The sequence below is a fragment of the Rhizobium sp. C4 genome, assembly GCF_021026315.1.
Lineage (GTDB): Bacteria > Pseudomonadota > Alphaproteobacteria > Rhizobiales > Rhizobiaceae > Ensifer_A.
Genome location: NZ_JAJNCX010000006.1, coordinates 104,883 through 129,102 on the forward strand (window position 1 = coordinate 104,883; position 24,220 = coordinate 129,102).

Below are 24,220 nucleotides of genomic sequence, written 5' to 3' on the forward strand. Positions count from 1 at the left end.
TGAATGTTGCGGAGTCCCGTCATGACAAACACGCTCCGCACCAAGATCTGGCCCGTCCTCGCCGTCCTCGTCGTGATCATCGCCGCATGGTACGCCGCAGCCCTCCTCATGAACCGCACACTCGCGGTCGAGGAAGCCGCCCGCAAGGGTGAGGTGCTGACAACGGGCGCGATGTGGCTGAAAGCCTATTCGATGGACAAGCCGCTGCTGCCCGCGCCGCACCAGATCGTCACCGAAATCTGGAATTCCACGGCGACGATGAGCATCACCTCCAAGCGCTCGCTGGTCTATCACGCCTGGATCACGCTTTCGGCCACCCTGCTCGGCTTCGGGCTCGGCACGGTTCTCGGCATCGCATTGGCTGTCGGCATCGTGCATAACCTTGCCATGGACAAGTCGATGATGCCCTGGGTCATCGCCAGCCAGACGATCCCGATCATGGCGATTGCGCCCATGCTGATCGTCGTGCTGAACGCCATCGGCATTTCCGGCCTCTTGCCCAAGGCGCTGATTTCCACCTACCTCTCCTTCTTCCCAGTCGTCGTCGGCATGGTGAAGGGGCTGCGTTCGCCGGAAATCATTCAACTGGATCTGATGCACACTTATTATGCCAGCCGCACCCAGCTCTTCTGGAAGCTGCGCTTCCCCGCCGCCATTCCCTTCCTCTTTGCCTCGCTGAAGGTGGGTATCGCGATTTCGCTGATCGGCGCGATTGTCGGCGAACTGCCGACCGGCGCGGTCGCGGGCCTCGGCGCGCGCCTCCTCTCCGGCTCCTACTACGGCCAGACGATCCAGATCTGGGCAGCGCTGTTCGTGTCATCCATCGTGGCCGGCCTCCTCGTCTTCATCGTCGGCGGCATAGAGCGTCTCGTCTATCGCATGATGGGCGCAAGACCGGAGGCACAGGCATGAGCGCCGTCGTCGTCATCATAATCGCGCTTGCCGTCTGGCTCGGAAGCTGGGCGCTCAACGAATATCTCGTGCGCCTCAAGCCCGCCGGCCCCGCTGCCGAACGGCAGATCGGCTTTATCGTGCCGGCCATTTTCGGTCTGTGTCTGCTGGCGCTGTGGGAACTGCTGACGCGTGGCCTCGCCATCCCGGAAATCCTGTTGCCCGCCCCCAGCATCATCGTTGAAGCGGCGGCCAATTCGCTGCCGATCATCGCCGTTGATGTCTGGCAGACCGTGTTCAAGGAAGTGCTGCCGGGCTATGCCATCGGCTGCGGCGCGGGGCTGATCGCCGCCTTCCTGATCGACCGTTCGCCCTTTCTGAAAGCGGGGCTGCTGCCGCTCGGCAATCTCGTCTCGGCGCTCCCCATCGTCGGTCTCGCACCGATCATGATCATGTGGTTCGGCTTCGAATGGCCGTCCAAGGCGGCGATCATCGTCACGATGATCTTCTTCCCGATGCTTATCAACACGATCACCGGCCTTACCGCCGCCGGCCATATGGAGCGTGACCTGATGCGCACCTATGCCGCAAGCTGGCCGCAGACGCTGCTGAAGCTCCGCCTGCCCGCCGCCTGGCCCTTCATCTTCAACGCCCTGAAGATCAACTCGACGCTCGCCATGATCGGCGCCATCGTCGCCGAATTCTTCGGCTCGCCCTCGGTCGGCATGGGCTTCCGCATCTCGACCGAGATGGGCCGCATGAACACGGCCATGGTCTGGGCGGAAATTCTGGCCGCCGCCATCGCCGGTTCGCTTTTCTACGGGATCGTCGCGCTCATCGAGCGCAAGGTCACGTTCTGGCATCCCTCTGTCCGTGGGGGGCAGAGGTAAAAGGCAGGCTTGCCTGCCTCAATCAAGGTTCCGTCCGTGGTGGACGGGAGAAACAAAAAGAGGGTTGAACAATGAAAAAGACAATTGCTTCGCTCATGCTCGGCACGGCGCTCGCCCTTTCCGGCGTCGCTGCCCACGCCGCCGAAAAGGTCACGCTGCAGCTGAAATGGGTCACGCAGGCCCAGTTTGCCGGCTATTTCGTCGCCAAGGACAAGGGCTTCTACAAGGAAGAAGGCATCGACGTCGAGATCAAGCCGGGCGGCCCGAACATCGCGCCGGAACAGGTCATCGCCGGCGGCGGCGCCGACGTCATCGTCGACTGGATGGGTGCAGCCCTTGCCGCTCGCGAAAAGGGCGTTCCGCTCGTCAACATCGCACAGCCCTACAAGAGTGGCGGTCTCGAAATCGTCTGCCCGAAGGATGGCCCGGTCAAGAAGATCGCCGACTTCAAGGGCCGCACGGTCGGCGTCTGGTTCTTCGGCAACGAAGTGCCCTTCTTCGCGCTGATGAACAAGGAAGGCATCTCCACCGAGGGCGGCCCGAACGGCGTCAAGGTTCTGCAGCAGAGCTTCGACGTGCAGCCGCTCATCCAGAAGCAGGCCGACTGCATCCACGTCATGACCTATAACGAACTCGGTCAGGCCATCGACGCCGGCTTCACGCTCGATAAGCTCACCGTGTTCAACTACACGGACATGGGCGCAAACCTGCTGGAAGACGGCCTCTACGTTCTCGGCGACAAGCTGAAGGACGCCAAGTTCAAGGACAACATGGTCAAGTTCGTCCGCGCGTCCATGAAGGGCTGGGCCTATGCCAAGGCACATCCGGAAGAAGCTGCTGGCATCGTTCTCGAAAATGACTCCACCGGCGCGCAGACCAAGGAACATCAGGTCTACATGATGGGCGAAGTGGCCAAGCTCCTCGGCGATTCCACCGGCGTTCTGGACGAAGCCGCCTATACCCGCACGGAAGCTGCCGTTCTCGCGCAGAAGATCATCACCAAGAAGCCGGAAGGCGCCTGGACGCATGAAATCACCGATGCGGCTCTCAAGAAGTAAGCCGCAACGATTCCGATGACCGATGCGCGGGCTGCAGGGCCCGCGCATTTTTCGTTTCTGCACAGCGCGATGCAGCCTGCTGCCAGAACCTGTCAGCAGCCGCGCTGGAGTGCGATTGAAATTTAGCAGGGCTCGATATAACGATTTTGACGAAGTTCATGCTGCCGCAGCCGTGTCAACGGCTGCATTTGGCGCTTCGTGAAATGCGACATCCCCCGGTTGACGCCCGGTTGACGAAAGACATGTCGCATTTCGTTCAAAACCGTTTGCCCTGCACACGCGTAAAAGGGATGACGGCCAGAGGTCGGAGAGCATATTGCACCGCCGCAAAAGACTGGAATATCGGCACGGGATATGTTGTATTAGGAATAGCACCAAGTGGAACAGCACACTTGTCATGAGAGCAGTTGATCCCCACATGCCGCGAGACTGTTTTGAAGCTGTTGTCGACCCTGTCCGGAAGTGATGGGAAACATAGCATAAATTGATTGGTTATCTCGCTTTTTCAATGCTTAGAAACTTAACCACTATACGTTATTCGACTTGCAAATGAGGGGGTTCCTGTCTGTAGGCGTAGCAGCTGACTGGCAGACATGAATGTCGCAGGAGCGCGTTTGGGCACGCGCTGGCAAAGGGTTCTGAAAGACATGACGATCAAGACTTCGAAAGTGAATTGGCTGCTTGCAACAGCGGCGCTCCTGATGGCTGCACCTGCCTGGGCGGAAGATGCGCCGGCTGCAAAGCCCGCCATCAACGCGCCCTCCATTGTGGTGACCGCCGTCACCGAACGGAAGCTGACCGACCGTGTTCTGACATCCGGCACAATCCAGCCTGTTGAGGAAGTCTATGTCCAGCCGCTCGTCGAGGGGCTGTCGATCAAGATGCTGCAGGCCAATGTCGGCGACAAGGTGAAGGCCGGTGACGTGCTGGCCACGCTGATGGACGACACGCTGATCCTGCAGAAGAGCCAGCTCGAAGCCAACAAGGCCAAGGTGATTGCCGCCGGCGCACAGGCCGAGGCGCAGCGCCTTTCGGTCAAGAGCAATCTGGACGAGGCGAACCGCCAGCTTGATCGAGGCGAAGCACTTGCCAAGTCCGGCACGATTGCCACCTCGAAGCTCGATCAGCTGAAGGCTGCCGTCATCTCGGCCTCCGCCGCGCTGAATTCGGCCGAACAGTCCATCAAGGCCAATGCCGCCGACATGAAGGTCATCGACGCCCAGATCGCCGATATCAACCTCAAGCTTTCCCGCACCGAGGTCAAGGCCCCGGTCGACGGCGTGATCTCCGCCCGCACCGCGAAGGTCGGCGCGATCGCCAGCGGCGCAGGCCAGCCGCTCTTCACGCTGATCCGCGACAACGCACTGGAACTCAAGGCGGATCTTGCGGAAGAAGACGTGCTGAAGGTCGCCAAGGACCAGAAGGTGACGATCTCGCTCGCCGGCTCCGGCGCCAAGATTTCCGGCACGGTCCTGAAGGTTGACCCGACGGTCAACGCCACGACCCGCCTCGGCTCCGTCGAAGTCAAGATCGACAATCCCGACACCGTTCGCTCGGGCATGTATGCGCAGGCCGACATCACCGTTGCCCAGCGCACCGCTCCGGCGCTGCCCATCACGGCCGTGACGACCAACAGCGAGGCCACCACCGCACGCCTCGTGAAGGATGATGTCGTCCATATCGTGAAGGTCGAAACCGGCATTCAGGATGGCCAGTATATCGAAATTCGCAGCGGCCTGAGCAATGGCGACAAGGTCGTCGCCAAGGCCGGCGCCTATGTGCGCGATGGCGACCGCGTAAAGCCGGTCGACTCGCTGCCGGCGACGAACTGAGGGGCACGGGAAGACGATGAACTTTTCAGCCTGGTCGATCCGCAATCCCGTCGCGCCGCTTCTGGCGTTTTTCCTGCTCATGTTCATGGGCATTCAGGCCTTCAACAAGCTGCCCGTCACGCGCTTCCCGAATATCGACGTGCCGGTCATTTCCGTGTCGGTGAGCCAGAGCGGCGCCGCCCCGTCGGAGCTTGAAAGCCAGGTCACCAAGATCATCGAAGATGCGGTCGCCGGCGTTGCCGGCATCGACTACATGCAGTCGAACATCACGGACGGGCTTTCGACGACGGCTGTGATCTTCAACATCGAAGTGCCGACGAACCAGGCGCTTCAGGACGTGAAGGATGCGGTGGACCGCGTCCGCAGCACCCTCCCCGCCTCGGTCGATGATCCCAAGGTGGCAAAGATCGACGTCGAAGGTCAGGCGATCCAGACCTATGCCGTCTCCTCGCCCAACATGACGCTCGAAGAGCTGTCCTGGTTTGTGGACGATACCGTCAAGCGCGCGCTGCAGGGCGGCAAGGGCGTCGGCCGTATCGACCGCTTCGGCGGCGCGGACCGCGAAGTCCGCATTCAGCTCGACCCGCTCAAGATGAAGTCCTTCGGCATTTCGGCCTCGGACGTCAACACGCAGCTGCGTCTCACCAACACCGATCTCGGTGCCGGCCGCGGCCAGATCGCCGGCGGCGAACAGACGATCCGCACGCTCGGCGATGCGCGCTCGGTCGCAGCCCTCGAACAGAAGACGATTGCGCTGCCCAATGGCCGCTTCGTCAAGCTTTCCGATATCGGCACCATCACAGACACCTACAAGGAGCCCGTCTCCTTCTCGAATTTCGACGGCAATCCCGTCGTCACCTTCGCCGTGTTCCGCGCCAAGGGCGCCAGCGAAGTGACGGTTGCCGACGAGGTGCAGAAGGCGCTCGACAAGGTCAAGGCCAAGAACCCCAATGTGAAGATCGAGCTGGTCAATGACAGCGTCTACTTCACCATCGGCAATTACGAAGCCGCCATTGACACACTGATCGAAGGCGCGCTGCTGGCCATCATCGTGGTCTTCCTGTTCCTGCGCAACTGGCGCGCCACGCTGATTTCGGCCGTGGCGCTGCCCCTTTCCGCGGTCCCGACCTTCTGGATCATGGACATGATGGGCTTCTCGCTGAACCTCGTCAGCTTCCTCGCGCTGACGCTGGCGACGGGTATCCTCGTTGACGATGCGATCGTGGAAATCGAGAACATTGCCCGTCATATCCGCATGGGCAAGACGCCCTATCGCGCCGCGATCGAAGCGGCGGACGAAATCGGCCTCGCCGTGATTGCGACGACCTTCACGATCATCGCCGTCTTCGCGCCCGTCTCCTTCATGCCGGGCATTCCGGGCCAGTACTTTATCCAGTTCGGCCTGACCGTCGCCTTCTCCGTCTTCTTCTCGCTGATGGTGGCCCGCCTCATCACGCCGATGATGGCGGCCTATCTGATGCGGTCCAGTGACAGCGTGCCGGATCACGGCGATCACGACGGCGCGATCATGCGGGCCTATACCGGCCTCATCCGCACGACCACCCGCCCGGTGTCGCGTTATATGACGCTGCTGGCGGCCATCGCCTTCCTGATCGGCTCGGTCTACATGTTGCTTCAGGTTCCCGGCTCGTTTCTGCCGCCGGAAGACTCCGGCCGCGTGACGCTTTCCGTCGAGCTGCCGCCCAGCTCTTCGCTCAACGACACGAACAGATCCACCGCAGCGATCTATGAGCGCGTGAAGGATATCGAAGGCGTGCAGGACGTGTTCATTCTGGGTGGCTCCTCACCCAAGGGCGACCTGTCGATCACGCGCGCCACCGTCACGCTGCTCCTGAAGCACAAGGAAGCCTCGCTGGTGACCGCTCTGGTCAATGATCTGGCGGGCAAGCTCCCGATCATCGGGCAGTATCTGCCGAAGGTGACGCCGAAGGGCCGCGTGCGCCCGCAATGGGATATCGAAAAGGAAGTCTTCGCCAAGCTCAAGGACATTCCGGACGTCCGGCTGCTGCGCCTCAACGACCGCGGCGACCGCGACCTGTCGTTCAACATTCTGTCCGCCAACGAGGCCGACCTGTCCAAGGCCGTCGCCCTGCTCGAAGCGCGCCTGCGCCAGGAGCCGGTTCTGGCCAATGTCAGCTCGGAAGGCGCGCTTCCGCGCACCGAATTGCGCATCATGCCGCATTCGGACCAGATCGCGCGTCTTGGCATCACGGTACAGCAGATCGCCGAAGCTGTCCGCGTGGCCACCATTGGCGACGCCGATGCCGCGCTGCCGAAGATGGCGCTCGACAATCGCCAGATCCCGATCCGCGTCATGTTCAACACGGACATGCGCCACGATCTCGCGGCGATCAAGGCGCTGCGCGTCCGCACCGCCGCAGGTGCGACCGTGCCGCTGGCCAGCGTTGCCGACGTGGTCTTCTCGGAAGGTCCGAGCTCGATCAAGCGCCAGGATCGCAACCGCGTCGTCACCATCGGCGCCGACCTGCCGCAGGGTGTGGCACTCGACACGGCAACAGCCCGCTTCAAGGCGGCGGCCAAGGAAGTGCAGCTGCCGGCGAGCGTCCAGTTCCTCGAAAGCGGCGACGCCAAGGTTCAGGGCGAAATGGTCAAGAGCTTCGGCAATGCCATGCTGCTCGGCCTTCTCCTCGTGCTGATGGTACTGATCCTGCTCTTCAAGGACGTGATACAGCCGTTTACGATCCTGTTCTCGCTGCCGCTCGCCATTGGCGGCGTCGCAGCCGGCCTGATCGTCACCGGCAACTCGCTCTCCATGCCCGTTCTCATCGGTATCCTCATGCTGATGGGCATCGTGACCAAGAACGCGATCCTGCTCGTCGACTTCGCCATCGAGACCATGCACAAGGGTGTGAACCGCATCGAGGCCATGATCGAAGCCGGGCGCAAGCGCGCGCGGCCCATCGTGATGACCTCGATTGCCATGTCGGCCGGCATGCTGCCCTCGGCACTCGGCGTCGGCGAAGGCGGCTCCTTCCGCTCGCCGATGGCGATTGCGGTGATTGGCGGCATCATCGTCTCGACCGTGCTGTCGCTGGTCGTTGTGCCGTCCTTCTTCCTCATCATGGATGACCTGTCCCGCCTGCTCGGCCGCATGTTCGGCCGCATCCTCGGCAAGAAGGAAGACGAGGCAGAGCCGCCGAGCGCCGAAGAACTCGGCACGGCGGTCGCCGAAACCGGTCGCGCCGTGCAGTCGCTCGACGAGCGTCTCGCCGCGCTGGAAAGCAAGGCCGACAAGGAGGCCTCCACTCGGGCGGCCAGCAATATCAGGGCGCTGCCGAACCTGGCAGCAGAATAACCCGAAAGACTTCTCTGTACTGACGAATGGCCGGATGAAAATCCGGCCATTATCCATTTATGAGTTGATCGAAATCAAACAGCCCCGCGCCTGAAAGCGGTATGAAATCGCTAATGCAGCGCTGGGTGGTTGGTTCGGTTGAGCTGATCGGCTTGATAACAGAGCAGTCCAGCGCGCTGCACTATGGGCCACCCCCACGAGGGACGCTCATAAGGCACGGGGGATTTGAACTGTGATCAAGGTCTTGAAATTGAACGTTCGCGAAAAAGAGATTCTTCTGCGATCCTATTTCCTGAGCGAACTGACGTCCGCTACGGCCCTCAAGATTGTCGACCATGTGACCGTGGCAAGCCACGAGGCGCGTGATCCGATCTTCAAGCAGGGCGAGAAGGCGGACTATTTCTATACGGTGCTGACCGGCTTCGTCCGCGTCTTCCGGCTCTCCAAGGACGGCCGCGAGGCGGATATCGGCATCTACGGCCCGGGCGAGACCTTCGCCGAGGGCGTGATGTTCAATGGCGGGACGCACCGCTTCTGTGCGCAATCCGCCGAGGCCGTGACGCTCGCCCGCTATGAAGTCGACAAGCTGAAGCAGTTTGCTTCGCAGGACCCGGCAATCGGGATCGCACTGATGGCCTCGCTGTCGCGCAATCTCGACCAGGCTCTGGAATGCGTGGCCGACGACCGGCTGCACACGGCACCGCAGCGCGTCGCCAACTTCATCCTGCAGAACTGCCCGGAAAATGCGAACAGCGCCCGCTTCCGGCTGCCGTTCCAGAAGAGCCTGCTGGCCGGCAAGCTGGGCCTTGCGCCCGAAGCCCTGTCGCGCGCCTTCTCGGCGCTCAAGTCCGCTGGCGTCAGCGTCCACGGCCGCATCATCGAGATCGGCGATGTGAACGCGCTGAAGAACTTCTGAGCCTCTACACGTTTCCACGGGGGTGGACGGGGCGGTTTGTCTCTTTCGAAAGAAGGAGCAGGCCGCCCCACTATTTTTGGGCAACGGGCCAGCAAAGCCTCATTCGCCGCGTGCAATCAAAGCCCGCCCTGAACCTTCAGGAAATCGACGATCGCACCGACGCCCTCGGCCCGCTTCATGTTGGAGAAGACGAAGGGACGCCCGGCGCGCTGCTTCGTGGCATCGCGCTCCATCACGCCGAGATCGACATCGACATGCGGGGCCAGATCGGCCTTGTTGATGACCAAGAGATCGGAGCGCGTAATCCCCGGCCCGCCCTTTCGCGGAATTTCCTCGCCCTGACAGACGGAGATCACATAGATCGTGATATCGGCCAGATCCGGCGAAAAGGTCGCCGCCAGATTGTCGCCGCCGGACTCGATGAAGACGACATCGAGATCGGGGAAACGCTGGTTGAGCCCGGAAATCGCCTGCAGATTGATCGAGGCATCCTCGCGGATTGCCGTATGCGGACAGCCGCCCGTCTCGACGCCGACGATGCGATCCGAGGTCAGTGCCTGCATGCGCACCAGCGCATCCGCGTCCTCGCGCGTGTAGATGTCATTGGTGACGACGGCGACGGAATAGTCGCCGCGCATCGCCTTGCAAAGCTCCGCCGTCAGCGCCGTCTTGCCGGACCCCACAGGGCCGCCAATGCCCACTCTCAATGGACCGTTCTGCGATTTCATCGGGGTCATTCTCCAAAGTCAGAGGCAGTCAGGAGCGGAAAAGCCGCGTCACCTGTGTCTCATGTTTCAGCGAGGAAATCTCGGCAATGAAGGTCGCCGAGCCAAGATCGTCTTCCGTGCAATCGGTGAGTTCGCCGGCCAGCGATGCCACGTGATCCTCAAGGGAAGCCAACAAACCAACGCCCTGCTTCTGTCCGATCACGCCGCAGCGAATGGCAACGGAAACAAGCTGGCTGAGATTGGCATGCAGATAGGCGGCAAGCCCCGCCTCCAGCCCCGTCTCATGCGCCCCGGCCATCGCGCCGGCCGCCACCGGATAGGCAACCCGCCCATCGGCTCGCGTGCGCACCTCCGAAAGCACCGGATGCGGCCAGTCGCGCGCCGCATCGACAAAGGCAGTCCCCAGCGACACCGTCTCGGCCAGTCGCTCGGCAGAACCGGCCAGCGCCAGCGCCAGATCGTTGGTTTCAGAAAGCGTCGCCTCGCCGCAGGCGCGGTAGCTCAGCGAAAAGAAGATCGCATCGGTCTTGAGCGCGCCATAGGCCATCAGACCATCCAGCCAGGCGTGAAGCCCGTCGCGGTCGCGGATGCGGCCATCGGCAATCGCCCGCTCCAGCCCGCCCGAATAGGCAAACGCCCCGATCGGAAAGGCCGGCGACAGCCAGGTCATCAGGCGGATCAGCGCCGTCGTGTGGCGGCGTTCAGTGGGCGTGATGGCCATGTGCATGTCCATGCCCTCCCGAATGATAAGCGCCGCGAACCGGCTGGAAAGCTTCACGAACATGCCGGACAGACGCGCCGAGCCCGTTCAGCATGTCCTCAATGACGTGATCGCGGAGGATCAGGATGCGCCCCTCCTCCACCTGCGCGGCGAGATGCCGGTTGCCGAGATGCCAGGCAAGCTCGATCAGGTGCAGGCGGTCGCGCGGGATGATTTCGAGCAGATCCTCTTGCGCCGCCACGACCTTGATGCAGGTCCCGTCATCCAGCGACAGCAGATCGCCATCGGCCAGCATCACGGTTTCCTTCAGGTCCAGCATGACCATGCCGCCGCTTTCCGGATGCAGAAGCTTGCGCCGCAGGTGCCGCCCGTCATGCGGCAGCACCACCGTATCGACCGGCGCAGAATGGGGCTCTCCGGGAGCCAGGACCGAGATCGCGCGTAACATGGAAACCCTTCCGCAAACGCGTGAAATCAAATCGAATTCCTTGCCGAAAGGCAAGACATCTCAAGGCCAAACATGACAAAATTGTTGCACTGCACGCATATCGGCAGATTACAAATTGTCCACCTTTGCCGGTTCGATGATTTCGATCGTGCGATTGGCCACCATATCCTTCGTCGCCTCCCGATAGACCAGCATATGCGGCGCGGAAAAATGCGCCTTCAGATGCTCGCGGCTCTCCCAGCGCTCGACAAAGACAAGCGTGTTCGGCTCGCCTTCGCGACGGTGGAGGTCATAGGAAATGCAGCCTTCCTCCGCGCGCGTGCCGATTAGGCAGGGTGCTGCCGCGGCGACGAAATCCTCCACGGTGCCGGGCTTCAGGTTGACGGTAGCAATCACGTAGATCATCTGAGCTCCTCGATGTTTTTCCTCGGGAGTCTCAGTGGCAGGAGATCAGTGGCGCGTCAACGCCATGGAACCGCCAGCCGCAATCAGCGCGCCGCCGACAAGGCGGTTGAGGTTGATGAACACGCGGGCAGATTTGATGAAACGCCCCAGCACCGCACCCGCCAACGCATAAAGCGCCACCGCCAGAACCTCGAGAACGAGAAACACGCCGCCCATCTGCAACAGCTGCGACCAGGCCGGCATCGACGGATCGAGGAATTGCGGGAAGAAGGCGGTGAAGATCGCAATCGCCTTCGGATTGGCAATCGCCATGGTGAAATCCCGCCGCATCAGCGCCTTCAGCGCCACATCGCCGGACTGCATCTCGGCAAAGGCCTTCGCCTTCAGGAGCATCTGGATGCCGGTATAGATGAGATAGATGGCGCCGGCGATCTTGATGACGAGAAACGCCTCGGCAGAGGCCGCCAGCACCGCCCCGAGCCCCAGCACCGTCACCCCGATCAGTGCCGCAAAGGCCGGCACCCGCCCGAGCCCGCCCAGGCAGGCCGTGCCGAAGCCCAGCCGCGCGGCATTGGAAAAAGCCATCATATTGTTTGGCCCCGGCGCGCAGTTGAGCGCGAAACAGGCCGGAATGAAGAGTGCCCATGCGATCATGATTGAAGTCCTCCAGATGCGGGCGACGATATCGTCATTTATTGAACAACGATAGGGAGCGCGTCAGGGAAACCGGCAGGGGATTCCAGAGGCCGGTGCGCAAACCTGCCTCTCGCAGCATATGCGCCGTCCATGTATTGCAGCCCAACAGGGCATTGAAAAAGCCGTTCGCCTCGAAGAAGAGATCCGAACGGCCATAGGACTTTCCGAGGATCACCTGCGGCTTCCCCTCGGTCATCCGGAACGACTCGTCGATCGCACGGGCCATTGTGTCGAAACCGCTTTTCCCGATGGAGAGGCTGTAAACAGCCGGGTTCTTCGGATCGATATCCCCCACCACCTCGACATGCATGACTGACTGGTCAAGCGTCAGGGAGCGAAGCACCGGCATCGGTTTCAGCTCAGCCCATGTCGGCGTTTCGAGATAGAACGAACGGCCGCCCCATCCGAAGATGACCCAACGGGCCAGCGGATGCCGGACCGGCAGCCCGGCGGCCTCCAGAAAGGGAAAACGGGCCAGCGTTTCCTCATCCAGCGGAAAGGCCAGATCCGTGTGGATAGGATTGGAAATGACAAGGACCTGCCGCTTGATGTCGTCGGCAGGTCCTTGCGATCCGGCGGAAAAGAGCGGACGGGGGACGAACGTTCCCGAAACGACGACGGCTGCGACAATCAAAAGCCCCAGCAGTATCCGTCTCAACCAACGCATGCGTGACGCCCTCGCCTTGCGGCGCGGGGCGCGCGCCCGTCAAAACTCAGGCGGCCTGCTTGCGGCGCAACGTTTCCAGAATATTCTGCGGCGAGGATACGCCGTAGGGATCGGTCTCGCAATTGTCCGAGAAGCCTTCTTCCTCGAACCACTGCTCCACCACGCCGTTGTTGATGACGGCGGCGTAACGCCAGGAGCGCAGGCCGAAGCCGAGATTGTCCTTGCGAACCAGCATGCCCATCTTGCGGGTAAACTCGCCCGAACCATCCGGGATGAGCTTCACATGTTCCAGGCCCTGCGACTTGCCCCAGGCATTCATCACGAAGGCATCGTTGACGGAGACGCAGTAGATCTCGTCAATCCCCTCCGACTGGAAGTCCGGATAGAGCTTTTCGAAATCCGGCAGCTGATAGGTTGAGCATGTCGGGGTGAAGGCACCCGGCAGCGAGAACAGGATGACGCGCTTGCCACCGAAATAGTCGGCGGACGTCACGTCCTGCCAACGGAAAGGATTCGGGCCACCGATCGATTCATCGCGGACACGCGTGCGGAAAGTAACATCGGGCACCTTGCGGCCAATGAGCATGGATCATCTCCTTGAAATTGAATGCGCCCAAGCCACGGGGGGCGGCTGAGCGATACTTTCAAGATATAACCATGTCTCCGCGTGCAGTGCAGCATGGAAGGCTGATTTAAACAGGCTTGCATGGGAGGTATTCGTCAGATGCATAACTGTGAACCGCTATATCCGCATCGCGCATGCATCATCACGCGGGCAGATCGCCCGCCCGCGTGCGCCTCAAATGTCTGCGACGGTCTCGTCGATCTTAGAACAGGAAATACCGCTGCGCCATCGGCAGAACCGTCGCCGGTTCGCAGGTGAGCAAGACGCCATCCGCCCGCACTTCATAGGTCTCTGGGTCCACCTCGATATGCGGCATGGCCGCGTTGTGGATCATCGACGCCTTGGTGAGCCCGCCGCGCGTGTTCTTGACCGCGATCATGTTCTTGGCAGTCCCCAGCCTGTTCTTCAGCCCGCCATCGAGTGCGGCTTGGCTGACGAAGGTGACGGAGGAATTCGTCAGCGCCTTGCCGTAAGCGCCGAACATCGGGCGGTAATGCACCGGCTGCGGCGTCGGGATGGATGCATTGGGGTCGCCCATGGGGGCAGCGGCAATCGTGCCGCCGATCAGCACCATGTCCGGCTTCACGCCGAAGAAGGCCGGGTTCCAGATCACGAGGTCGGCGCGCTTGCCGATCTCGATGGAGCCGATTTCATGGGAAAGACCGTGGGCCAGCGCCGGGTTGATCGTGTATTTGGCGATGTAGCGCTTGACGCGGAAATTGTCGTTGTCGCCGGTCTCTTCCGGCAGCGGCCCCCGCTGGCGCTTCATCTTGTCTGCCGTCTGCCAGGTGCGGATCGCCACTTCGCCGACGCGGCCCATGGCCTGGCTGTCGGAGGAGATGATCGAGAACGCGCCGATATCGTGCAGGATGTCTTCCGCCGCGATCGTTTCCTTGCGGATGCGGCTTTCGGCAAAGGCGATGTCTTCGGGGATCGACGCCGACAGGTGATGGCAGACCATCAGCATGTCGAGATGCTCGGCAATCGTGTTGACCGTGTAGGGCCGCGTCGGATTGGTCGAGGACGGGATGACATTCGGCTGGCCGCAGATCTTGATGATATCCGGCGCATGGCCACCGCCCGCCCCTTCCGTGTGGAAGGCGTGGATGGTGCGGCCCTTGATCGCCGAAATCGTGTCTTCCACGAAGCCGCTTTCATTGAGCGTATCGGTGTGGATCATCACCTGCACGTCATATTCGTCGGCGACCGACAGGCAGCAATCGATCGCGCCCGGCGTCGTGCCCCAGTCCTCATGCAGCTTCAGCGACGAGGCGCCGGCCAGCACCATTTCTTCAAGCGCTGCGGGAAGCGAGGCATTGCCCTTGCCGGCAAAGGCAAGGTTCATCGGGAAGGCATCGGCCGCCTCGATCATGCGCGCGATATGCCACGGGCCGGGCGTGCAGGTCGTGGCGAGCGTCCCATGTGCCGGCCCCGTGCCGCCGCCGAGCATGCAGGTGAGGCCCGACATCAGCGCTTCCTCGATCTGCTGCGGGCAGATGAAGTGAATGTGGCTGTCCATGCCGCCGGCGGTGATGATCTTGCCCTCGCCGGCAATGGCTTCCGTACCCGGACCGACAATGATGTTGACGCCCGGCTGCGTGTCCGGGTTGCCGGCCTTGCCGATGGCGGCAATGCGCCCGTCCTTGAGCCCGATATCGGCCTTGTAGATGCCGGAATGGTCGACGATCAGCGCATTGGTGATGACGGTATCGACCGCACCCGCCGCGCGCGTCACCTGGGATTGCCCCATGCCGTCACGAATGACCTTGCCGCCGCCGAATTTCACTTCCGAACCATAGGTGGTGAAATCCTTCTCCACCTCGATGAAGAGTTCCGTATCAGCAAGGCGCACCTTGTCGCCGGTTGTCGGTCCGAACATGCCGGCATAGGCCGCGCGGGACATTTTGTAAGACATGAGCCGTAATCTCCTGATCCGGATTATGCGTGTTTTGTTTCAGTGATCCGCCGGACGAGGCCTTTTGCCTCCAGCGGTTCGAGATAATCTCTTTCGGCATCCCAGGGATGGCCGTCCCAGCCCTGATGCGAGAAGCCGGCGAGAGCGATGTGGTCATCGCCTTCCATGCGGTTCTCGATCAGGTCGGCAATGGTCACAAGGCCGGTCGAGGGCACGACATAGGGCGCCGGCGAAAAGGCCGAAAGCGCCTCGTCCAGCCGCTCGTGCACGGCACGCGGAACCACCCGGAAGCCCTTGCCGGCGCTTCCCGCATAGGCGCGGAAGCCGTCGGTATAGTCATCGCAGAAATCGTCGAGTTCGGGATGGCTGACGGCCAGCGGCGCACGCATCTCGGCAAACTTTTCCGGATCGCGCACGCACCAGATTTCGTCCGCAGCATTGACAGAGGGGTGCGCCCGCCAGCCCGGCTCCCCCAGCATCTTCTTGCCCGGCCGGCCCGTGTTGCAGACAACCACGATGTCGGTGCGCGCCGCATCTGCACCGGCGGAGCGGCAATCGTTGAAGCGCACGACGGCATGCGCATCGGCGATTGCTTCCCGCGCATTCGGCCCGATATCGCCATTGCCAACCACCATGAAGAGACGCCCCATCCTATTGATCGCCCTCTTCCATCAGCGCCTTCAGATCCGCGATCCGCTTCTTCGTCAGCTCTTCCTGGCAGCCGGCCACCATCATCGGTTCCATCGATCCGCCTCGCGCGCTGAACCCGATACCCTCACAATGGCCGTCGCGATAGTCGATCCAGGCGCGCTGCGCCTTCTTCAAGGCGGCAGCCGCGCCCTTCAGGTTCGGCTGATCGGCATAGCTGTCGTCCTGCTTCTTGGTATAGGCGACCGCCTTCTTGTAAATTTCGTTCAGCTCTCTGTCCGCCTTGGCGAAATCATCCCAGGCACAGATGTTCATTTCCGCCTGCGAGCCTTCCGGATTGCACTTCATCTCGTCATCCGCAAAGGCCGAGGACGCCAGAAGAAGAGCGAAAGGAGCAACGAAAAGCGCAGGCGTCTTCATGATCAATTCGATCCTTCCGATTCCGCGTCCTCGTTGGCGGCGCGCCCTTCTTCGAGCATTGACCGCAGCTCTTCCGTGCGCGCCTGGGTCAGTTCAGTCCGGCAGCTGGCAATCTCCATCGACTGCATCGACCCGCCGCCCGAACTCGGCTCACCGCATTTCCTGTCGCGAGTCTTGATCCAATCCCTCTGGGCCTTCTTCAGGATCGCAACGGCGCTTTCGTCGTCGGACTGCGGATCGGTCTTGGCATCCTCCGACTTCGCAAAGGCCATGGCTTCGCGGTAGACGGCATTCAATTCATCATCGGCCTTCTGCAGATCATCGAAGGAGCAGGCATTCATCTCCATCTGCGTTCCATCGGGATTGCATGCGACATCGTCGTCCGCAAAGGCCGACGTCGCCCACAGCAGCAGCAGAGGCGCCAGAACCGGAAGCAGCTTTTTCACGACAGTCATTACAGCTTGCCCATCACGTCCTGACGGAAACCATAGATCTCGCGGCTGCCTTCCATCGGTATCAGATTGACGCTGCGGGTCTGCCCCGGCTCGAAGCGCACGGCAGTCCCTGCCGGAATGTCGAGACGCTGGCCACGGGCCTTCTCACGGTCGAATTTCAGGCCCGGATTGGACTCGTAGAAATGATAGTGCGAGCCCACCTGCACGGGCCGGTCACCGGCGTTCGATACATCGATCGTGATCACCGGAAGACCGGCATTGAGTTCGATTTCGCCTTTGGCGGCAATGATTTCGCCCGGAATCATGATTCATTCTCCAAAGCAATTCCAGCAAAAGTGCATCGCGGTGTTGCGTCCGGAATTGCGTAAAACAAAAGACCTGTTAACGGATCGGTTCATGCACGGTGACAAGCTTCGTCCCGTCCGGGAACGTCGCCTCGACCTGCACGTCGTGGATCATCTCGGCCACGCCTTCCATCACCTGCGCGCGGCTGATGACATGCGCGCCGGCTTCCATCAGTTCAGCCACGGAACGACCGTCACGCGCACCTTCGACGACGAAGTCGGTGATGAGCGCGATGGCTTCCGGATGGTTGAGCTTCACGCCCCGCTCCAGCCGGCGGCGCGCGACCATGGCGGCCATGGAAATCAGGAGCTTGTCTTTTTCTCGTGGAGTCAGGTTCATGGGGAATCCGCTGTATTGAAAAACGTCACGTGTTCCAGACTTTCGGCAAGGGCGCGCCGTTGCGCAAGAGCGAAATGACGGGCGTCAGAATTTTTCTGAGATGTTGCCCATCGACGGCGGCAACCCTCACGATGAGCTTGCCATCCCACTGGCTCGCGCCCCCATCCGCATCGCCCAGCACTGCCCTAATTTTAGGCAGAAGCGCCTCGCCGGCGGTCCCGCAATAAAGCAGCGTGGCAAAGGCGCGATTGCCGGCCAGCACCGGGGAAAGGCTGGCAATATCGTTCACCGCGCCATCAAGCCGCGCGTCCTCGGCATGGATCAGCCGGCCGGCACGGCGAATGCGCCAGCGGTCGCGGAAGAGCCCGGTATTGACCACCTCGCCCATGGCCGTACGACCGAGAATGACAGCCTCGACGCCCAAGAATTCGGCATCGCCGGCAAGGTCCACATCGAGCCGGCGGTTGAGATGGCCGTAGTCGAAGAGGATCGTTTCCTGCGGCAGCCAGGAGAGCCGCGCGCCCTCGCCTGCCCTCAGCACCGCCTCGACTTCTGCCGCGCCTTCGCTTGCCTTGTAGACCTTCTCGCAGGCCTGCGTCGTCACGGTCACATCGGTATTGGCTTCGGCTTCAACGGCCCAGGATATGCGGTCGCCGCCGGTCAAACCACCGGATGTGTTGATCAGCACGGCTTCCAGCGTGTCATCGAACGTATCGGGAAGCCTGATTTTTGCGCAGCCTTCCTGAAACAGCGTCTCGATCCGGCTCTTGCCGCCCGAGCGCTTGACGGAAAGCTTTCCGCTTCCTTTGGCTCTTTGCGGCCGGCCTATCACCGCTTCCTGCACGCTCATTCCCGACACTTCCTACTGCTCATTTCCGATCGCCCTCAGGATATTCCCAGGGCATGCCCACCAAAAAGCAAGAACCGGACCAGACAGCAGCGAGGCATACTCCACTCGCTATATTTCGCGAGTCTTCACACCGTCAGGTGCCGGCGCGCCTCCTGCGTGTCGAGCGTTTCGGCCAGCCCCTCGTGAACGATCTCTCCGCGATCCATGATATATACATAGTCCGCCAGCTCGCGGCAGAAATCGAGATACTGTTCCACCAGCAGAATGGCCATGCCGGTGGAATCGCGCAGATATTTCAATGCGCGGCCGATATCCTTGATGATGGAGGGCTGAATGCCCTCCGTCGGCTCGTCGAGCACGATGATCTTCGGCCGCGTCACCAGCGCCCGGCCGATGGCGAGCTGCTGCTGCTGCCCGCCCGACAGGTCGCCGCCACGCCGCGCCAGCATGGATTGCAGCACCGGAAACAGGCTGAAAATGTCATCGGGAATGGAGCGCTCCGCCCGCTTCAGCGGCGCATACCCCGTCTCCAGGTTTTCCTTCACCGTCAGCAGTGGAAAGATCTCGCGCCCCTGCGGCACGTAGCCGATGCCGGTCTTCGCCCGCTGATAGGGCGGCAAGCCGTTCAACACCTTGCCCTGAAAGGCAATCTCACCGCCCGACAAGGGATGCTGACCGGTCACGGCGCGCAGCAGCGAGGATTTGCCCACCCCGTTGCGCCCCAGAACGCAGGTGATCTTGCCCATCTCGGCCTTCAGCGACACGCCACGCAAGGCCTGTGCTGCACCATAGTGGAGGTTCGCGTTTTCAACGGTCAGCATTGATGTGCTCCTTGCAAGTCATTGTCTGTCCTCCCGGTTTGAAAGACCCCTCCCCAACCCTCCCCACAAGGGGGAGGGAGAGCCCCCCAACGCCAATCTGCCCCAAGCAAAACCGTCAACGGATTGCGAGGGCAGCGCCTCTTGCCGTCTCCCCCCTTGTGGGGGAGATGGCGGCAGCCAGAGGAGGTCTTTCCAGCTAGGTCACCGCCCCAGATAGTTTTCGATGACCTTCGGATCGTTCGACACGAAGTCGATCGAGCCCTCGGCCAGCACGGAGCCTTCGGCAAGGCAGGTCACCTTCACGCCGAGGTCGCGGATGAAGCCCATGTCGTGTTCGACCACGACGACGGAGCGGGTCTTGGCGATTTCGCGGAGCAGAATGGCCGTTTCCGAGGTCTCCGCATCGGTCATGCCGGCCACCGGCTCGTCCACCAGAAGCAGCTTCGGCTCCTGCGCCAGCAGCATGCCGATTTCCAGCCATTGCTTCTGCCCATGCGACAGGTTCGCGCCGAGATCGTCCTTGCGATGTGTCAGGCGAACGGTGGCGAGGATTTCCTCGATACGGTCCTTGTCCTCGCCGGAGAGCTTGTAGAACAGCGTGCCGAAGACACCGCGCTTGCGGTTGAGCGCCAGTTCCAGATTGTCCCAGACGGTATGGCTTTCAAACACCGTCGGCTTCTGGAATTTCCGGCCGATGCCGAGCTGGGCGATATCCGCCTCGTCCTTGGTCGTCAGGTCCACCGTGCCGTTGAAGAAGACTTCGCCGCTGTCCGGCCGGGTCTTGCCGGTGATGATGTCCATCATCGTCGTCTTGCCGGCCCCGTTGGGGCCGATAATGGCGCGCAACTCGCCGGGCTCGACCACGAAGGAGAGCGAATTCAACGCCTTGAACCCGTCGAAGGAGACCGAGACGCCGTCGAGATAGAGAAGGCTGTTCGGCTTGTAGGTCTTCATGTCGCTCATTGTGCCGCCTCCGCCTGTTCCGCACCCGTCGCTTCAGCGGTTTTTTGTGCCGCTGCAGGCTTCGCCTTGCGCTTGGCCATGAACTCCGCCACCGTTCCGACGATCCCCTTGGGCAGGAAGAGCGTCACGGCGACGAAGAGCGCGCCGAGCGCAAAGAGCCAGAATTCCGGCCAGATCCCCGTGAAGATCGTCTTGCCACCATTGACGAGGATGGCACCGAGGATCGGCCCGATCAGCGTGCCGCGCCCGCCGACCGCCGTCCAGATGACGACTTCGATCGAGTTGCCTGGCGCGAATTCCCCCGGATTGATGATGCCGACCTGCGGCACATAAAGCGCACCGGCAACGCCTGCCATCATCGCCGAAACGACGAAGGTGAAGAGCTTGTAGTTCTCGACGCGATACCCGAGGAAGCGCGTCCGGCTTTCCGCATCGCGAATACCCACCAGCACCTTGCCGGCCTTGGAGCGGACGATGCCCGAAGCGATCAGCAGGGAGAGCGCCAGCGCAATCGCCGAAGCTGCGAAGAGTACGGCGCGGGTCGAATCCGCCTGCACTTCAAAGCCGATGATGTCCTTGAAGTCGGTCAGGCCATTGTTGCCGCCGAAGCCCATGTCGTTGCGGAAGAAGGCGAGCATCAGCGCATAGGTCATGGCCTGCGTGATGATCGAGAGATAGACGCCATTGACGCGGGAGCGGAAGGCGAACCAGCCGAAGATGAAGGCGAGAACGCCGGGTGCCACGAAGACCATCACCATGGCAAACCAGAACATGTCGAAGCCATGCCAGAACCACGGCAGCGTCTTCCAGTTCAGGAAGACCATGAAGTCCGGCAGGACCGGGTCGCCATAGGAGCCGCGCGAGCCGATCTGGCGCATCAGATACATGCCCATCGCATAGCCGCCGAGCGCGAAGAACGCGCCATGGCCAAGCGAAAGAATGCCGCAGAAACCCCAGACGAGATCGAGCGCCAGCGCCAGAAGCGCATAGTTCAGATACTTGCCGAAGAGCTGCATGACATAGGTCGGCATATGCAGCGCACTGGCCTTCGGGAAGGCGAGGTTCAGCACCGGCACGAGGACGGCAATCGCCAGCAGGACAAGGATCGCAATCGAAATGCGGCGGTCGAGCGACTTGAGAAGGAAGGAGGTGATCATGCTTCCACCGCCCTTCCCTTGAGCGCGAAGAGGCCGCGCGGTCTTTTCTGGATGAAGAGAATGATGAGCACGAGAACGATGATCTTTCCGAGCACTGCGCCCGCGTAAGGTTCGAGGAACTTGTTGACGATGCCGAGCGACAGCGCGCCCACCAGCGTCCCCCACAGATTGCCGACGCCGCCGAACACCACGACCATGAAACTGTCGATGATGTAGCCCTGGCCGAGGTTGGGCGAGACGTTGTCGATCTGGGAGAGCGCCACACCGGCAATGCCGGCAATGCCGGACCCCAAGGCAAACGTCATGGCGTCCACCCAGGGCGTGCGAATGCCCATCGAGGAGGCCATGCGCCGGTTCTGCGTCACGGCGCGCATCTGCAACCCGATCGGCGAGCGCTTGAGCAGCGTCAGCAGCGCGAAGAAGACGCCGAGCGTGAAGATCACGATCCACATGCGGTTCCAGGTGATCGTCAGCCCGCCGAGTTCGAAGGCTCCCGACATCCAGGAGGGATTGCCGACTTCGCGGTTGTTCGCTCCGAAAATGGACCGCACGGTCTGCTGCAGGATCAGCGAAATGCCCCAGGTGGCGAGCAGCGTTTCGAGCGGCCGGCCATAGAGATGGCGGATCACGATGCGCTCGATGGCAAGCCCGACGAGTGCCGCAACGATGAAGGCAATCGGCAGCGCAATGGCGAGCGACCAGTCGAACAGTCCCGGCGCATTCTGGCGGATCACTTCCTGCACGACATAGGTCGAATAGGCGCCCAGCATGACCATTTCGCCATGCGCCATGTTGATGATGCCCATGACGCCGAAGGTGATGGCAAGGCCGATGGCCGCGAGCAGCAGGACCGAGCTCAGCGAAATGCCGTACCAGACATATTGCGCGGCGTTCCACAGTTCGAGAGAGCTGTTGATGGAGGCGATGGCAGAGGCCACCTGCGGCTTCAGGCTATCGTCCACCGTGCCGGCAATCGAAGAGAGAAGCGACAGCGAATCCTGCCCGCCGACGGCGCGGATCTCGGCAATCGCCTTGGATTTTTCATCCGGGCCGAGGTTCGAGAGAAGCACCGAGGCGGCACGCGCCTGCGTCAGCACCTTCTTGACTTCGCCATCGGTTTCCTTGGCAAGTGCGGCGTCAAGCGCCTGCACGGCCTCGCCGTTGGGCGACTTCAGGATCGTCTGCGCGGCGGTCAGCCGCACGGCGCGGTCCTTTGACTGCAACGTCAATCCGCCCAGCGCATCGCGAATGGAACGACGCAGGCTGTTATTGACCTTGATCTTGTCGATGGCTGTCTTCGCCTCTTCACCCACAGGCTTCTGCGTGAGCGGATCGATAAGCTTGAACTTGGAGCCGGATTTTTCGGTGATGAAGACCTGTTTGTCGGCCTTGCGGAAATAGAGTTCGCCGTCGGCAAGCGCCTCGAGCGCCGGAACAACCGCAGCATCGCCGGTGGCGGCGAGTGCATTGACGGCATCTTCTATTGCCTTGAAATTGTCGGAAGCAAGCGCGTTCAGCATCGCGCTGGTCGCCTCAGCGGCCCTGGCCGCCGGATTGCCGCCCGGCATGGCGACGAACAAGGCCAGGATGAGAGCGCAGAGGAGTGTCTGGATCGCTTTGAACATGGGCCTCAATCGATTTTCTGGGGGATAATCAGGAGGAAAAAGGCGGGCGCGAAAGCGCCCGCCTCCGTGACAATCGTTGCGGATCAGGAACCCTTGCCGCCGCACTTGCCGGTCTTGACGTTGAAGTTGCCGCAAGACATCGGCTTGCGCCAATCCGAGATCAGATCCTTGGAGTCCGGGAGGTAATCGGACCATTCGTCGCCGACGACTTCAGGCGTCTGCTGAACGATGTCGAACTGACCGTTGTCCTGGATTTCGCCAATGAGAACCGGCTTGGTGATGTGGTGGTTCGGCATGACGGTTGCGTAGCCGCCCGACAGGTTCGGAACGGAGACGCCGATGATCGTGTCGAGCACCTTGTCGGTGTCGGTCGTGCCTGCAGCTTCGACGGCCTTCACCCAGGCATTGAAGCCGATATAGGCGGCTTCCATCGGGTCGTTGGTCGTGCGCTTGTCGTTCTTGGTATAGGCATGCCAGGCCTTGATGAACTCGGCATTGGCCGGCGTGTCGACCGATTCGAAGTAGTTCCAGGCGGCCAGATGGCCGACGAGCGGCTTGGTATCCATGCCGGAAAGTTCTTCTTCGCCGACCGAGAAGGCCACGACCGGGATGTCTTCGGCCTTGATGCCCTGGTTGCCGAGTTCCTTGTAGAAGGGAACGTTGGCGTCGCCGTTGACGGTCGAAACAACGGCCGTCTTCTTGCCTTCCGAGCCGAACTTCTTGATGGCGGCCACTTCAGACTGCCAGTCAGAGAAGCCGAACGGCGTGTAGTTGACCTTGATGTCCTCGGCCTTGACGCCCTTGGACATCAGGTAGGCCTTCAGGATCTTGTTGGTCGTCTGCGGATAGACATAGTCGGTGCCTTCGAGAACGAAGCGCTTCACGCCTTCCTTGTCCATCAGGTAGTCGACGGCCGGAATGGCCTGCTGGTTCGGAGCGGCACCCGTGTAGAAGATGTTGCGCGAGGATTCTTCGCCTTCATACTGGACGGGGTAGAAGAGGATCGAGTTCAGCTCTTCGAACACCGGCAGAACCGACTTGCGCGACGACGAGGTCCAGCAACCGAAGACGGCGGCAACCTTGTCCTTGGAGATCAGCTCGCGCGCCTTTTCGGCAAACAGCGGCCAGTTGGACGCCGGGTCAACAACGACTGCCTCGAGCTTCTTGCCGAGAACGCCGCCCTTCTTGTTCTGCTCGTCGATGAGCATGAGCATGACGTCCTTCAACGTCGTCTCGGAAATCGCCATCGTGCCCGACAGCGAATGAAGAACGCCGACCTTGATCGTGTCCTCGGCGAATGCGCCGGACATCGCGGTGGAAGACATGGCGGCGGCAAGCGCCATGCCCATGAGTTTGGTCTTGAAATTCATGTTCCGAAAACCCCTCTAGAATTTGTGTTGGCGGCGGTCTGCCGCAAGGCCCGTGCACTATCGGACGGCTTTGTGCGGTGCGACATACGTCAATTGAC

25 protein-coding genes are annotated in these 24,220 nt (G+C 61.5%); 6 read left to right on the forward strand and 19 right to left on the reverse strand.

The genetic code is table 11. The features are described 5' to 3' along the window. The first annotated feature begins 21 nt into the window (after nucleotides 1–21). The 6 genes from LQK84_RS12525 to LQK84_RS12550 all read left to right on the forward strand — a co-directional run bounded on the left by LQK84_RS12525 (nucleotide 22) and on the right by LQK84_RS12550 (nucleotide 8,924). Nucleotides 22–912: an ABC transporter permease gene (locus LQK84_RS12525; RefSeq protein ID WP_230829063.1), complete on the forward strand. Its 891-nt coding sequence runs from the start codon at nucleotides 22–24 to the stop codon at nucleotides 910–912. Then, nucleotides 909–1,781 carry an ABC transporter permease gene (locus LQK84_RS12530; protein WP_230829064.1) on the forward strand — a complete coding sequence of 291 codons (873 nt, stop codon included), beginning with the start codon at nucleotides 909–911 and terminating at the stop codon, nucleotides 1,779–1,781. The genes LQK84_RS12525 and LQK84_RS12530 overlap by 4 nt, the downstream gene beginning before the upstream one ends. A 71-nt stretch (nucleotides 1,782–1,852) precedes the next feature. Further along, nucleotides 1,853–2,839 (forward strand): ABC transporter substrate-binding protein, encoded by a 987-nt coding sequence (locus tag LQK84_RS12535; RefSeq protein WP_230829065.1) that lies wholly within the window; start codon nucleotides 1,853–1,855, stop codon nucleotides 2,837–2,839. 647 nt (nucleotides 2,840–3,486) lie between these two features. Beyond that, nucleotides 3,487–4,671, forward strand: a complete 1,185-nt coding sequence (locus LQK84_RS12540; protein ID WP_230829066.1) for an efflux RND transporter periplasmic adaptor subunit — start codon at nucleotides 3,487–3,489, stop codon at nucleotides 4,669–4,671. Between the two features lie 16 nt (nucleotides 4,672–4,687). Beyond that, entirely contained in the window at nucleotides 4,688–8,008 is a 3,321-nt protein-coding gene (locus LQK84_RS12545) for an efflux RND transporter permease subunit (RefSeq protein ID WP_230829067.1), read from the forward strand. 244 nt (nucleotides 8,009–8,252) lie between these two features. Then, nucleotides 8,253–8,924: a Crp/Fnr family transcriptional regulator gene (locus LQK84_RS12550; RefSeq protein WP_230829068.1), complete on the forward strand. Its 672-nt coding sequence runs from the start codon at nucleotides 8,253–8,255 to the stop codon at nucleotides 8,922–8,924. Nucleotides 8,925–9,040: 116 nt separating this feature from the next. Here the strand turns inward: LQK84_RS12550 and ureG are convergent, their stop codons facing one another. The 19 genes from ureG to urtA form a co-directional block, all read right to left on the reverse strand. Further along, the gene (gene ureG / locus LQK84_RS12555) at nucleotides 9,041–9,652 is read right to left on the reverse strand and encodes an urease accessory protein UreG (protein ID WP_230829069.1); all 612 of its coding nucleotides are present in this window, start codon (nucleotides 9,650–9,652) and stop codon (nucleotides 9,041–9,043) included. Nucleotides 9,653–9,680: 28 nt separating this feature from the next. Then, the gene (locus tag LQK84_RS12560) at nucleotides 9,681–10,385 is read right to left on the reverse strand and encodes an urease accessory protein UreF (RefSeq protein ID WP_442966954.1); all 705 of its coding nucleotides are present in this window, start codon (nucleotides 10,383–10,385) and stop codon (nucleotides 9,681–9,683) included. Then, on the reverse strand, nucleotides 10,354–10,821 hold the full coding sequence (gene ureE, locus LQK84_RS12565; protein WP_230829071.1) for an urease accessory protein UreE: 468 nt from the start codon (nucleotides 10,819–10,821) through the stop codon (nucleotides 10,354–10,356). Before ureE ends, LQK84_RS12560 begins: the two co-directional genes overlap by 32 nt. 108 nt (nucleotides 10,822–10,929) lie before the next feature. Next, the gene (locus LQK84_RS12570) at nucleotides 10,930–11,226 is read right to left on the reverse strand and encodes a putative quinol monooxygenase (protein WP_230829072.1); all 297 of its coding nucleotides are present in this window, start codon (nucleotides 11,224–11,226) and stop codon (nucleotides 10,930–10,932) included. Between the two features lie 45 nt (nucleotides 11,227–11,271). Next, complete coding sequence (locus LQK84_RS12575) at nucleotides 11,272–11,880, reverse strand: LysE family translocator (protein WP_230829073.1); 609 nt, start codon at nucleotides 11,878–11,880, stop codon at nucleotides 11,272–11,274. 34 nt (nucleotides 11,881–11,914) lie between these two features. Continuing rightward, nucleotides 11,915–12,589 carry a TIGR02117 family protein gene (locus tag LQK84_RS12580; RefSeq protein ID WP_230829074.1) on the reverse strand — a complete coding sequence of 225 codons (675 nt, stop codon included), beginning with the start codon at nucleotides 12,587–12,589 and terminating at the stop codon, nucleotides 11,915–11,917. Between the two features lie 46 nt (nucleotides 12,590–12,635). Then, nucleotides 12,636–13,175 (reverse strand): peroxiredoxin, encoded by a 540-nt coding sequence (locus LQK84_RS12585; RefSeq protein WP_230829075.1) that lies wholly within the window; start codon nucleotides 13,173–13,175, stop codon nucleotides 12,636–12,638. 241 nt (nucleotides 13,176–13,416) lie between these two features. Beyond that, nucleotides 13,417–15,129 (reverse strand): urease subunit alpha, encoded by a 1,713-nt coding sequence (gene ureC / locus LQK84_RS12590; RefSeq protein ID WP_230829076.1) that lies wholly within the window; start codon nucleotides 15,127–15,129, stop codon nucleotides 13,417–13,419. 23 nt (nucleotides 15,130–15,152) lie between these two features. Further along, nucleotides 15,153–15,764 (reverse strand): Urease operon accessory protein, encoded by a 612-nt coding sequence (locus tag LQK84_RS12595; RefSeq protein WP_230829232.1) that lies wholly within the window; start codon nucleotides 15,762–15,764, stop codon nucleotides 15,153–15,155. Between the two features lie 16 nt (nucleotides 15,765–15,780). Beyond that, the gene (locus LQK84_RS12600) at nucleotides 15,781–16,197 is read right to left on the reverse strand and encodes a lysozyme inhibitor LprI family protein (protein ID WP_230829077.1); all 417 of its coding nucleotides are present in this window, start codon (nucleotides 16,195–16,197) and stop codon (nucleotides 15,781–15,783) included. Nucleotides 16,198–16,199: 2 nt separating this feature from the next. Then, the gene (locus tag LQK84_RS12605) at nucleotides 16,200–16,652 is read right to left on the reverse strand and encodes a lysozyme inhibitor LprI family protein (protein WP_230829078.1); all 453 of its coding nucleotides are present in this window, start codon (nucleotides 16,650–16,652) and stop codon (nucleotides 16,200–16,202) included. Then, nucleotides 16,652–16,957, reverse strand: a complete 306-nt coding sequence (locus tag LQK84_RS12610; protein ID WP_230829079.1) for an urease subunit beta — start codon at nucleotides 16,955–16,957, stop codon at nucleotides 16,652–16,654. Before LQK84_RS12610 ends, LQK84_RS12605 begins: the two co-directional genes overlap by 1 nt. A 76-nt stretch (nucleotides 16,958–17,033) precedes the next feature. Beyond that, a complete protein-coding gene (locus LQK84_RS12615) occupies nucleotides 17,034–17,336 on the reverse strand; it encodes an urease subunit gamma (protein ID WP_230829080.1) in 303 nt (100 codons plus the stop codon). 25 nt (nucleotides 17,337–17,361) lie between these two features. Next, nucleotides 17,362–18,186, reverse strand: coding sequence for an urease accessory protein UreD (locus LQK84_RS12620; RefSeq protein WP_230829081.1), 825 nt, complete (start codon nucleotides 18,184–18,186; stop codon nucleotides 17,362–17,364). A 125-nt stretch (nucleotides 18,187–18,311) separates the two neighbouring features. Then, nucleotides 18,312–19,007, reverse strand: coding sequence for an urea ABC transporter ATP-binding subunit UrtE (gene urtE, locus LQK84_RS12625; protein ID WP_230829082.1), 696 nt, complete (start codon nucleotides 19,005–19,007; stop codon nucleotides 18,312–18,314). Nucleotides 19,008–19,208: 201 nt separating this feature from the next. After that, nucleotides 19,209–19,961 (reverse strand): urea ABC transporter ATP-binding protein UrtD, encoded by a 753-nt coding sequence (urtD, locus tag LQK84_RS12630; RefSeq protein WP_230829233.1) that lies wholly within the window; start codon nucleotides 19,959–19,961, stop codon nucleotides 19,209–19,211. Between the two features lie 5 nt (nucleotides 19,962–19,966). Then, nucleotides 19,967–21,127: an urea ABC transporter permease subunit UrtC gene (urtC, locus tag LQK84_RS12635; RefSeq protein ID WP_230829083.1), complete on the reverse strand. Its 1,161-nt coding sequence runs from the start codon at nucleotides 21,125–21,127 to the stop codon at nucleotides 19,967–19,969. Further along, entirely contained in the window at nucleotides 21,124–22,695 is a 1,572-nt protein-coding gene (gene urtB, locus LQK84_RS12640; RefSeq protein ID WP_442966958.1) for an urea ABC transporter permease subunit UrtB, read from the reverse strand. The genes urtC and urtB overlap by 4 nt, the downstream gene beginning before the upstream one ends. A gap of 140 nt (nucleotides 22,696–22,835) precedes the next feature. After that, a complete protein-coding gene (gene urtA / locus LQK84_RS12645; RefSeq protein ID WP_230829085.1) occupies nucleotides 22,836–24,122 on the reverse strand; it encodes an urea ABC transporter substrate-binding protein in 1,287 nt (428 codons plus the stop codon). Nucleotides 24,123–24,220: the final 98 nt, after the last annotated feature.